Origin of the sequence: Rhodococcus sp. NPDC059179 (assembly GCF_042754885.1) — a bacterium.
Lineage (GTDB): Bacteria > Actinomycetota > Actinomycetes > Mycobacteriales > Mycobacteriaceae > Rhodococcus_G.
Genome location: NZ_JBHZBV010000020.1, coordinates 36610 through 47921 on the forward strand (window position 1 = coordinate 36610; position 11312 = coordinate 47921).

An 11312-nucleotide genomic window follows, 5' to 3' on the forward strand; every position below is an offset into this window, starting at 1 on the left:
CCGGTTCCCCTTCAGCCGTAGAAGGACGCCGGGTCCACCCCGGACAGCGGTATCCAGTCCTGCCGCCCCGGCGCGCCTGGACCCTCGGAGCCGGCAACGAGCGAGTCGTCGGACCGCAACCGGACCGCCAACGCCGGCTCCTCGTCGATCAGCTGGACGAGGGCGTAGACGGTCGCCAGATGGTGCAGGCACGGCGCCCTGCGGCCCGCGCAGGTACACGTCGCCGAGCACTCCGCCGGTGGCGCCGCCACCGCGACGCCCGCGCTCTGCAGCTCCGCCACCGCCGCGTCCGGGAGATCGCCCGACGCGGCGCCGCCGACGCGGCCCGCGGCGCCGAGCAACTCCCGCACCCGCTGCCGGGCCGCGGCGTCCCATCGCGGCACCTCGATGGCGACCGCATGGGTGTTCTGCTTCGCGACCACCTCAGCCCTGACCCGACCGGCTGAGACGTCGACCAGCGTCACCGCGCCGCCCCTGGCCAGGCTCCTCGCCTGGGGCAGCTGCGCGTTCGGCGCGGCCGCAGCCGTCGACTCGATCGTGCGCAGCCAGGCTCGCCCCCACGCCGTGGCACCGAACTCCGCGGCCATCATCGGGCACCGACCGCGTCGAGGTCGAGCAGCGAGCGCAGCTCGTCATCCGCCAACTCGGCGAGGGCAGCCTCCGAGTTCCCTGAAATCGACTCCGCCAGCGCACGTTTCGATTCGTGCATCGAGGCGATGTGGTCTTCGATGGTGCCGCCCGTGACCAGGGTGTATACGTTCACCGTTCGGCGCTGGCCGATCCGGTGAGCCCGGTCCGTGGCCTGGTCCTCGACCGCGGGATTCCACCATCGGTCGTAGTGCATGACGTGGCTGGCTCGGGTCAGATTCAGGCCGAACCCCGCCGCGCGCAGGCTGAGGATGAGGACCGGTGCCGCATCCGGACCATCCTGGAAGTCCAGGACCATCCGATCGCGCGACCGTGCGCTCAGGCCACCGTGCAGGAAGGGGATCTCGCCCACCCCGAGCTCCGCCGTGAGGTGCGTCGACAGCAGCTCCCCCATCGCGCGGTACTGGGTGAACACCAGCGCCCGGTCGCCGTCCTCGACTATCTCCGAGAGCATTTCGGCGGCCCGGTCGAACTTCCCCGACCGCCCGGCGAGTCCGCCGCCGTTGCCGAGCAGCTGCTCCGGGTGGTTGCAGACCTGTTTGAGCGTGGTCAGCAGGGCGAGTACGTTGCCGCGCCTGGCGATCCCGCTGCCGAGCCCCGCGTCGAACGCGCGGTCCACCGCATTCCGGTAGAGCCGCGACTGCTCGTCCGACAGGGTGCACGCGATGGTCGAGTACTGCTTGCTCGGCAACTCGGTCGCCACCTCGGCCTTGGTCCGCCGCAGCACGTGCGGGGCGATGAGGGCACTGAGCCTGGCTGCGGCCGTGGCAGATCGGCGGGACTCGATCGGCACCGCGAACCGCTGACGGAACCGCGCCCTGGTGCCCAACAGCTCCGGGTTGGCGGCGCGGAAGATCGACCACAGCTCGTCGAGTCGGTTCTCGACGGGCGTTCCGGTCATGGCGACCCGAATCCGCGCGGACAGCCTCGCCGCCGCCCTGGCCGCGAGCGATTCGGAATTCTTGATCTGCTGCGCCTCGTCGAATATCACCGCATCCCAGGATTTTTCCAGCAACCGGGCGACGTCCGAGCGGAGCACGCTGTAACTGGTCAGCACCACGGTCCCCGGGTTCACGGCAGCGGGGAGCGCCCTCCTGGCGCCGTGGTGGACGATGACCGGGACGTCGGGGGCGAACCGCGCGAGCTCGCGGCGCCAGTTGCCGACCACCGAGGTCGGGCACACCACGAGGTGCGGACCCAGCTCGCTTCGGGTGGCGAGCACGCAGATCGCCTGCAGCGTCTTGCCGAGGCCCATCTCGTCCGCGAGGATGCCGCCGCCGGTGTCGGCGAGCGCGCTGAGCCACGCGACACCGTGAACCTGGTAGGGCCGCAGGGTGGCCCGGATGTGTGCCGCCGCCAGGTCGTCGGTGGTCCGCGCCGCCGAGATGAAGCTGCTCAGCAGCGCGGCCGCGGTGTGGATGGCGGACTCGTCCTCACTCAGAACGGCGTGAGCCGCGGCGGGCATGTGTGCGGCGAGCGTGTCGCGCCGGTCGGCGCGCGCGTACTGGTCGGAACCCGCGAGACGCGCGGCCTCGCACCACGCCCTGACGGAGCTCCCCGCGCCCTCGCCCCGGACCGTCGCACGCAGCGCGGGCAGCACATCCACCAGATCGACCAGTCGCGCGTCGACCGTGCGCGGCGCGACGGCGTCGCCGACGGGAACCGCGAGCCGGCAGCTCGCCGCCCGCCCCTCCGGCAGGCCCAACCGGGCCATCTCGGCCGCCACGTCGCGCGCACCCCACCAGGCCATCGCCCCGAGCTCCGGAATGAAGGTCGCCTGCACCAGACCGGGGTGAACCCAGTCCGTGTCCGTGTCGATCAATTCGCTCTCACCGTGCACGCCCGCCGATGGTACGGACGCCGGGGCGACGCACGCCAGTGACCAGGGCACGAAAAGGCCCTGGTGAGGTGTGTTCATTCCGACATTGACGGCTGCCGATCCGGCGTATCTGTCTACCCATAGAATTCACCGGATCGACTCACCAAATGGCACTGAAGGGGATCCATCGATGGAAAAGCTCCGCAACTACGGCCTGCTCGTCAAGTACCTCGTCACCACCCAGTGGCGCAAGATCCGGGGCACGGGCAACGCCGCTCAGGCACCGGCGCAGGAGCAGGCTCCGCAGCAGTAGCAAGCGAATGGGGAGGCCCGAGCGGGCCTCCCCATCCAGCCACTCAGGCGGTGGGCCCGAACTCCTCGAGCATCTCGGTCACCAGTGCCGCGATCGGCGACCGCTCGCTGCGGGTGAGGGTGATGTGCGCGAACAGCGGGTGCCCCTTGAGCTTCTCGATCACCGCGGCCACACCGTCGTGCCTGCCGACCCGCAGGTTGTCGCGCTGGGCGACGTCATGGGTGAGCACCACCCGCGACCCGGTGCCGAGCCGGGACAGCACGGTGAGCAGGACGTTGCGCTCGAGCGACTGCGCCTCGTCCACGATCACGAATGAATCGTGCAACGACCGACCGCGAATGTGCGTGAGCGGCAACACCTCCAGCATGCCGCGATTGATCACCTCGTCCATCACCTCGGGGCTCGCCAGGCCGTCGAGGGTATCGAAGACGGCCTGGGCCCACGGCCCCATCTTCTCGCTCTCGCTGCCGGGCAGGTAGCCGAGCTCCTGGCCGCCGACCGCGTACAGCGGCCGGAACACGACCACCTTCCGGTGCGTGCGACGCTCGAGGACCGCCTCCAGGCCTGCGGTCAGCGCGAGCGCCGACTTGCCGGTGCCGGCCTTGCCGCCGAGCGAGATGATGCCGATGCTCTCGTCCAGCAGCAGGTCGAGGGCGATCCGCTGTTCCGCCGAGCGGCCGTGCAGGCCGAACGCCTCCCGTTCGCCCCTGACCAGCTGCACCCGCTTGTCCGGTGTCACCCGGCCCAGCGCGCTCGAGCTGCCGCCGACCAGCCGGATACCGGTGTGGCAGGGAAGTTCTCGTGCCTCATCGAGATCGACCACGCCCTCCGAGAACATCTCGTCGATCCGCGTCGAGGCGACCTCGAGTTCGGTCATCCCCGTCCATCCCGACGGGACCACGTCGTGCGCGTGGTACTCGTCGGCAGGCAGGCCCACCGCACCCGCCTTGACCCGCAGCGGGATGTCCTTGCTGACCAGGACCACATCCTTGCCCTCCGCGGCAAGGTTGAGGGCACAGGCCAGAATCCTGGAATCGTTTGAGTCGGTTCGGAATCCGATGGGGAGGACGGCCGGATCGGTGTGGTTCAGCTCCACCTGAAGGGTGCCGTCGTCGGAGCCGATCGGGACGGGCTGATCCAGCCGTCCATGCTCGATCCGCAGGTCGTCCAGCATCCGAAGTGCTTCGCGGGCAAACCATCCCAGCTCGTGATGGTGGCGCTTGCCTTCCAGTTCCCCGATCACAACCAGGGGTAGCACCACCTCGTGCTCCGCGAAGCGGGTGACGGCCCACGGATCCGAGAGCAGAACCGAGGTGTCGAGGACATAGGTGCGCACTACGCCATTGGAAACTGGGCGTTCAGGGACGGAGCGTGCTGCGGTCACGGTGGCTCCTCGACCTGCGCGGCACCCGCGCAAGCGGTGTTCGCTGGGCCGTTCGGTCCGCGCGGGACTCAAGTCCCACAGGGGCCGGGCACCGGCCCCTTCGCCCTGAACTCGTCAGTCACGATTCGAACCTCCCGGACGGACGACTTCCGCGTCGCCCGTTGCCCGAACGCTACGTCCGCGACCGCCGCGGGCGTGTGATCAACACGGTGAACGTTCCGTAAACGTCGAATCCCGGTCGACGTCGTGCGCCCGGCACCGGAGACATCCACCAACTCAAACGGCCCGCACCTTCACAGGTGCGGGCCGTCGGAAGTTCGAGAATCAGACGTTCTTGGAGAGCAGGCCCCAGTCCTCGAGACCCTCGTACAGCGGCAGGTCCAGCGCCAGCTTCGACACCCGGGCGCGCAGCGCCGCGAAGTCGGCGTCCGAGCCCTGCGCGAGCGCGGTCCCGATGATGTCGGCGACCTCGGTGAACTCGGCGTCGCCGAACCCGCGGGTCGCCAGCGCGGCGGTGCCGATGCGCAGGCCGGAGGTGACCATCGGCGGGCGCGGGTCGAAGGGCACCGCGTTGCGGTTGACGGTGATGCCGACCTCGTGCAGCAGATCCTCGCCCTGCTGTCCGTCGAGCGCCGAGTTGCGCAGGTCCACCAGGACCAGGTGCACGTCGGTACCGCCGGTGAGCACGGAGATGCCCTTGTCCGCGACGTCAGCGCCCGTGAGGCGCTCGGCCAGGATCCGGGCGCCGGACAGGGTGCGGGCCTGACGGTCCTTGAACTCCTCGGTGCCCGCGATCTTCAGCGAGACGGCCTTCGCGGCGATCGCATGCATGAGCGGCCCGCCCTGCTGGCCGGGGAACACCGCGGAGTTGATCTTCTTGGCCCACTCCTGCTTGGCCAGGATCAGGCCGGAGCGCGGGCCGCCGAGGGTCTTGTGCACGGTGGTGGACACGACGTCCGCGTACGGCACCGGCGACGGGTGCAGGCCGGCCGCGACGAGCCCCGCGAAGTGCGCCATGTCGACCCACAGGTAGGCGCCGACCTCGTCCGCGATGGACCGGAACTCGGCGAAGTCCTCGTGCCGCGGGTACGCGGACCAGCCGGCGACGATCACCTTCGGCTTCTCGGCCACCGCGATCTTGCGGACCTCGTCCATGTCGATGCGGTGGTCTTCCTTGCTGACCCCGTAGGACGCGACGTCGTAGAGCTTGCCGGAGAAGTTGAGCTTCATGCCGTGCGTCAGGTGACCGCCGTGCGCCAGGTCCAGGCCGAGCAGCTTCTCGCCCGGGTTCATCAGCGCCATCAGCACGGCGGCGTTCGCCTGCGCGCCGGAGTGCGGCTGGACGTTCGCGAACTCGGCGCCGAACAGCTCCTTGGCGCGGTTGCGGGCCAGGTCCTCGATGACGTCGACGTGCTCGCAGCCGCCGTAGTAGCGGCGGCCCGGGTAGCCCTCGGCGTACTTGTTGGTCAGCACGCTGCCCTGGGCCTGCAGCACCGCGCGCGGCACGAAGTTCTCGGACGCGATCATCTCGAGGGTGTCGCGCTGACGGGCCAGCTCGCCGTTCATCGCGGCCGCGACCTCGGGATCGAGTTCGGCGAGCGAGGCGTTGTTGACGTCGGTGCTGGGCACAGCGGTCATCGAGGAATCTCCAAGCGGGAGCAACGGCAGGGGCAGGCTTCAGTCTAGAACCAGGTCAGTGGCCTCCGACCACGGGTGCCCGGCAACGAGACCTGCGTCGCATCCCGGCGATCGGGAACTCCGGCCACCGCGGGGACCCGCCGCGGCTAGCGTCCGATCCCGATCGCTCACGCCGGCCGCAGGGAGACCACGATGAATCTTGACGACCTTCTCGCCGAACGCGCCGTCACCCGCGCGCTGATTCGGATCGCGCGGGCGATGGACGATCGGGACTGGGCGGGCCTCGACGAGTTGGTCCTGCCCGAGGTGACGGCCGACCTCGGCACCGGTGAGCTGACCGGCCGGGCGGAGATGGTCACGAGCATCCGCTCCTTCCTCGACGAGTGCGGTCCGACCCAGCACCTGCTCGGCAACGTGCTGGTCGAGGTCACCGGCGACACCGCGACCAGCCGGGCCTACGTCGCCGACATGCACGTCGGCGCAGGCGAACGGTCCCACCTCACGTTCCAAACCCTCGGCGACTATCACGACCGGTGGGTCCGGCGCGGAGATGCGTGGCTGCTCGGTCGGCGGGTGAAGGTCAACCGCGCGCACATCGGGTCGTTCGAGGCGCTCGGTCCCGGACCCGCGGGCTGGTCGCCGCGCGCCTGAGTCGAACGCAGGCGTCAGCGCAGCGCAGACGGGATCAGCGGCTCGTCCAACAGCCGCCGGAACAGCTCGGAACGCTCGGCGTCGTCGCGTCCCCGATCGAGCCACGAGCCGAGCAGCCGGTAGCCCTCGACGTAGGTGCTGATGTAGGCGCGCCACAGCGGATCGGACAGGAAGCGCAGCGTCTGCCGGGCCCGCTCCGGCGTGGACAGCGTCCACCGCTGCAGGAACGCGGCGACGTCGTCGTGGCTGCGGCCGCGGTCGTGCAGGAGCAGGGCCGCGTCCTGCCGGACCCCGAGCAGCGATGCCGACGCGTCCGCGAGCCGCTCGGCGCGCTCGCCGTCGAAGCGCAGGCCCAGGTCGGCGTAGATCTCCTGCGCCCACACCCCCCAGCCGGCGCCGACGATCGAGCCGAGCGCGTGGTCCGCCAGGCCCTCGGCCATCAGGCACTGCGGGGTGTTGACCAGGAACAGTGTCTGTTCGGCCTGCCCCGCACCGACCAGGCCCGCCTCCTTGCGGCAGTGCTCGGTGTGGTGGCCCGGATACGACTCGTGCGCGATCAGGTGGGGCAGGTTCGCCATGTGCTGCTTGAGGTCTGAGTTGATCGCGACCTTCGACCGGTAGTCGCCGAGGTAGTAGTTGAAACCGGACCACGGCTTGTCGCCGACCACCTCGTACTCGACCCGCTCGGTCTCGGGCAGCGCGTACTCGGCTCGCACCCGGTCGCGCAGCGCGCTGGAGAAGGCCTCGACGCATTCCGCCAGGCGCTCCGGCGGGATCTCGTCGGCGGCCCGGTGCGCGTGCAGCCGCTCGGCCAGCGTCTGGCTTCCCGGCAGCACCTCGTCCATCGCGCGGTGCGCCGCCCGGTACCCGTCCTCCGCGCCCGGCTCGATCCGCACGTCGAAGTAGGCCTGCACCTCGTCGACGAAGCCGATCTGCTCGCCCGCGAACTTGCGCCCGGAGCACTCCAGCGCGCGCAGGTGCACGTCGAGGAACGCGGCCCGTTCGTCGGGCAGGCCGGCGGCGGCGACCTCGGTGCGCAGCTCCGCGGCGCGGCGCGCGAGCAGGCGCGGATCCGGCGGCGGCGCGTTCTCCACCTGCCTGCGCAACGCCTGGTCGCCGGTGAAGGCGTCGACGAAACCCTCCTCGAGCCGGTCGAAACCGAGTCCGAGCAGCAGGTATTCGCGGACGAGTGCGACGGGGTCCATGGTGGTCCACCCTAGCCACCGGCGGGTTGCCCGACCCGCCGCCGTCGGCCGCAGTGGTGTCGAGCACAATTCGACCATGCAGAGCGAGATCCAGGTGCGCGCATGGCACGAGTGAGCGAGAGCAGCCCCTACGTCGAGTTCGACCGCAAGCAATGGCGAACCCTGCGTAAGTCGACACCGCTCGTGCTCACCGAGGAGGAACTCCTCGGCCTGCGCGGCCTCGGGGAACAGATCGACCTCGACGAGGTCGCCGAGGTCTACCTGCCGCTGTCCCGACTCATCCACCTCCAGGTCGCAGCCCGGCAGCGACTGTTCGCCGCCACCGCGACCTTCCTCGGCGAGAAGCACCCGGATCGGCAGGTGCCCTTCGTGATCGGCGTGGCTGGCAGCGTCGCGGTGGGCAAGTCCACCACCGCCCGTGTGCTGCAGGCATTGCTCGCCCGCTGGGACCACCACCCGCGGGTCGACCTGGTCACCACCGACGGATTCCTCTACTCGACGGCCGAGCTGACGCGCAGGGGCATCATGCACCGCAAGGGTTTTCCCGAGAGCTACGACCGCCGCAAGCTGCTCCGCTTCGTCACCGAGGTCAAGTCCGGCGCGGAGGAGGTGGCGGCACCGGTCTACTCGCACGTCTCATACGACGTTCTGCCCGGCCAGTACCACCTGGTGCGCCAGCCGGACATCCTGATCATCGAGGGCCTCAACGTCCTGCAGACCGGTCCGCGGCTGATGGTCTCGGACCTGTTCGACTTCTCCATCTACGTCGACGCGCGGATCGAGGACATCGAGCGCTGGTACATCAAGCGGTTCCTGGCGCTGCGCAAGACGTCGTTCGCCGAACCGACGTCGCACTTCCACCACTACTCCGGGCTGTCCGACGAGCACGCCACCCTCGCCGCGGACGACATCTGGAATTCGATCAACCGGCCGAACCTGGTCGAGAACATCCTGCCGACCCGCCCGCGCGCCACGCTGGTGCTGCGCAAGGACGCCGACCACTCCATCAACCGGCTGCGCCTGCGCAAGCTGTGACGCGGCTGCGCCGCCCGTGCGCGGTTGACGGGTCCATGGACCCGTCAACCGCGCACGGGTGCGAAGCGCCCTATGCCCCGAACCGGCGATGGCGGGCCGCGTAGTCACGCAGCGCGCGAAGGAAGTCGACGTGCCGGAACTCCGGCCAGTACGCCTCGGTGAACCAGATCTCCGAGTACGCGCTCTGCCACAGCAGGAAGCCGGACAGCCGCTGCTCGCCCGAGGTGCGGATCACCAGGTCCGGATCCGGCTGCCCGGAGGTGTAGAGGTGTCCGTCGATGCCCTCGACGGACATCGCCCCGACCAGCTCGTCGCCGGAGAGCCCCTCGTGCAGCTTCTCGCGCAGCAGCGACTGGACGGCGTCGGCGATCTCCTGCCGTCCGCCGTACCCGACGGCGACGTTCACGTGCGTTCCGGTGCGCCCCGCGGTGCGTTCGGCGGCCTCGCGCAGTCGGCGGGCCTGGTCGTCCGGCAGCAGGTCGAGGGTGCCGACGATCTTGACGCTCCAGTTCTGCCCCGGGCCCGAGATCTCTTCCACCACATCGGTGATGATCTCGAGGAGGGTGTCGAGCTCCTCCGGTTCGCGGCGCAGGTTCTCGGTGGAGAGCAGATAGATGGTGGCCATCTCGATGCCGGCCTGATCGCACCAGCCGAGCAGCTCGGCGATCTTCAGGGCACCCATCCGGTGACCGTGGCTGACGTCGGTGAAGCCGTTCTCGCGGGCCCAACGACGGTTGCCATCGCACATCACCGCGACGTGCCGCGGGTGCTGGAGCCCCTCGAGCCGACGGCGCAGGCGTCGCTCGTAGATGCTGTACAGCAGGTTCGGGACCTTCACCTGGACATCACCACGAGAGCCCACATTACGCGGCTCACGCGCGGCCCCGACCGCCGCCGCTGTAATAGACGTCTCACCCCGTTTCCGGTCGTTCCGGTGGCCGCTACAGTGGCCACCGACGCCCGAACCTACGCAACCGTAGGTTCACGACGACGGGGAGCGACAATGTCCGAACTCGACCTCGCGGCACCGCCGACGAAGCCGCGGATGCGGGGCTGGATCCACCTGTGGGCGTTCGTCGTCGCGGTGATCGCCTGCTCCGTGCTCGTCGCCGTCGCAGCGCAGGAGTCCGCCCGGGCCGCCGTCGCGACCGCGGTCTACTCCGCGACAGTGTGCGGGGTGTTCGGCGTGAGCGCCATGTACCACCGGGTGCACTGGTCGACCGTGCGCAGCCGGATCTGGATGAAGCGCGCCGACCACTCGATGATCTTCCTGTTCATCGCGGGCAGCTACACGCCGTTCGCATTGCTCGCGCTGCCGCCCGCGACCGGCCGGACGTTGCTGGCCGTGGTGTGGGCTGGCGCGCTCGCCGGGGTGGCGCTGAAGATGCTGTGGCCCACCGCCCCGCGTTGGCTCGGGGTCCCGCTGTACCTGATCCTCGGCTGGGCGATCGTGCCCGTGGCAGGAGAGCTGGTCGACCAGGTCGGCTGGCTGCCACTGATCCTGCTCGCGGTCGGCGGGGTGCTCTACAGCGTCGGGGCGATCCTCTACGCCACCAAGTGGCCGAACCCCTGGCCCGCGACGTTCGGGCACCACGAGTTCTTTCACGCGGGCACGGTGATCGCGGCGCTGTGCCACTACGTCGCGGTGTGGCTCGTAGTCCTCCGGTGACTATCCGAAGTTATTTGAATAGATAAGAAACGGAATCGAGAAAAGCGGCACCTCGGCCGCGAATTGGCCTGCACTCGAACGGCTCGACCGAGCACACGGCCCTGTCGTGAAATTCCCCTGCTCCGGGCCATTTCTCACCCCGGAACACGCGTCACCTGCAGGTTTCACGGCGGCGGATTCCATGCCGTGACGAGCGCTCAAAATGCGCCGATTTTCATTTCAATTTCGACAACGGTTACGTAACGAGCGGTCCGTAACCCGATTACCGCCCCGAAACAGGATGGAATGCTCCGATGCCGAGCGATAACTTTCGCGCCCATCCGGTCTGCGAACAACGAGTCGCTCCCCATCCGAAAGGGATTTGTATGCGAATGCTTCAAACCACGGGCCGGGTCGCGATCGCCGGCGGATTCGTCATGGGAGCACTGCTCGGCACGGCTGGCACCTCGAATGCCGCGCCTAACACCTTCTACGGATGCGCGGATCTCATGGTCGGCTTCGTCACGCTGATCACGTACGAGGACCCGCCCACGTGTCCGGTCGGCACCGATCCGGTCAGCTGGAACCTCGCCGGACCGCAGGGTGACCCCGGAGCACCCGGCGCACCCGGAGCACAGGGACCGCAGGGTGACCCCGGAGCACCCGGCGCACCCGGCGCACAGGGCGACCCGGGCGCACCCGGCGCACAGGGACCGCAGGGCGACCCCGGAGCACCCGGCGCACAGGGCCCCGAAGGACCAGAAGGCCCCGAGGGCCCTCCCGGCCAGGGAAGCCTGGAGATGGTCTTCGGATCTCTGATGCCGTAACGAGGATCGCCGATCCCGGGTAGCCCGGGAATGCCGTGCGCCGCGGGCCCCCCCCACCCCCGCCCCCCCGGCCCGAACCCCCCCGCGCAACCCCCCCCGCCCCCCCCCCCCCCGCCGCCAACGGGGCCCGCCCGGGGCCAACCA

At 69.7% G+C, this 11312-nt stretch carries 11 protein-coding genes; 5 read left to right on the forward strand and 6 right to left on the reverse strand.

The window, feature by feature from the left end:
• Positions 1-11: 11 nt before the first annotated feature.
• Positions 12-590: a hypothetical protein gene (locus tag ACFXMV_RS22815; protein ID WP_378498536.1), complete on the reverse strand. Its 579-nt coding sequence runs from the start codon at positions 588-590 to the stop codon at positions 12-14.
• Entirely contained in the window at positions 587-2488 is a 1902-nt protein-coding gene (locus tag ACFXMV_RS22820; RefSeq protein ID WP_378498537.1) for a DEAD/DEAH box helicase, read from the reverse strand. The genes ACFXMV_RS22815 and ACFXMV_RS22820 overlap by 4 nt, the downstream gene beginning before the upstream one ends.
• Before the next feature lie 169 nt (positions 2489-2657).
• Here ACFXMV_RS22820 and ACFXMV_RS22825 point away from each other — a divergent pair, with 169 nt between their 5' ends.
• On the forward strand, positions 2658-2780 hold the full coding sequence (locus ACFXMV_RS22825; RefSeq protein ID WP_378498538.1) for a hypothetical protein: 123 nt from the start codon (positions 2658-2660) through the stop codon (positions 2778-2780).
• 43 nt (positions 2781-2823) lie between these two features.
• On the opposite strand, the gene ACFXMV_RS22830 is transcribed toward ACFXMV_RS22825, so the two are convergent.
• Together ACFXMV_RS22830 and glyA are read right to left on the reverse strand one after the other, a co-directional pair.
• Complete coding sequence (locus tag ACFXMV_RS22830; protein ID WP_378498539.1) at positions 2824-4164, reverse strand: PhoH family protein; 1341 nt, start codon at positions 4162-4164, stop codon at positions 2824-2826.
• A 324-nt stretch (positions 4165-4488) separates the two neighbouring features.
• Positions 4489-5802, reverse strand: coding sequence for a serine hydroxymethyltransferase (gene glyA, locus ACFXMV_RS22835; RefSeq protein ID WP_378501467.1), 1314 nt, complete (start codon positions 5800-5802; stop codon positions 4489-4491).
• Positions 5803-5994: 192 nt separating this feature from the next.
• On the opposite strand from glyA, the gene ACFXMV_RS22840 reads away from it, so the two are divergent.
• Positions 5995-6453, forward strand: a complete 459-nt coding sequence (locus ACFXMV_RS22840) for a nuclear transport factor 2 family protein (protein ID WP_378501466.1) — start codon at positions 5995-5997, stop codon at positions 6451-6453.
• 14 nt (positions 6454-6467) lie between these two features.
• On the opposite strand, the gene ACFXMV_RS22845 is transcribed toward ACFXMV_RS22840, so the two are convergent.
• On the reverse strand, positions 6468-7658 hold the full coding sequence (locus tag ACFXMV_RS22845; RefSeq protein WP_378501465.1) for a DUF885 domain-containing protein: 1191 nt from the start codon (positions 7656-7658) through the stop codon (positions 6468-6470).
• Positions 7659-7760: 102 nt separating this feature from the next.
• On the opposite strand from ACFXMV_RS22845, the gene coaA reads away from it, so the two are divergent.
• Complete coding sequence (gene coaA, locus ACFXMV_RS22850) at positions 7761-8693, forward strand: type I pantothenate kinase (protein ID WP_378501464.1); 933 nt, start codon at positions 7761-7763, stop codon at positions 8691-8693.
• Between the two features lie 70 nt (positions 8694-8763).
• Here coaA and ACFXMV_RS22855 read toward each other — a convergent pair whose 3' ends face one another.
• On the reverse strand, positions 8764-9489 hold the full coding sequence (locus ACFXMV_RS22855) for an isoprenyl transferase (RefSeq protein ID WP_378614364.1): 726 nt from the start codon (positions 9487-9489) through the stop codon (positions 8764-8766).
• A 207-nt stretch (positions 9490-9696) separates the two neighbouring features.
• On the opposite strand from ACFXMV_RS22855, the gene ACFXMV_RS22860 reads away from it, so the two are divergent.
• Both ACFXMV_RS22860 and ACFXMV_RS22865 read left to right on the forward strand, forming a co-directional pair.
• Complete coding sequence (locus ACFXMV_RS22860) at positions 9697-10362, forward strand: hemolysin III family protein (protein WP_378502147.1); 666 nt, start codon at positions 9697-9699, stop codon at positions 10360-10362.
• 371 nt (positions 10363-10733) lie between these two features.
• Positions 10734-11168, forward strand: coding sequence for a collagen-like protein (locus ACFXMV_RS22865; protein WP_378502146.1), 435 nt, complete (start codon positions 10734-10736; stop codon positions 11166-11168).
• Positions 11169-11312: the final 144 nt, after the last annotated feature.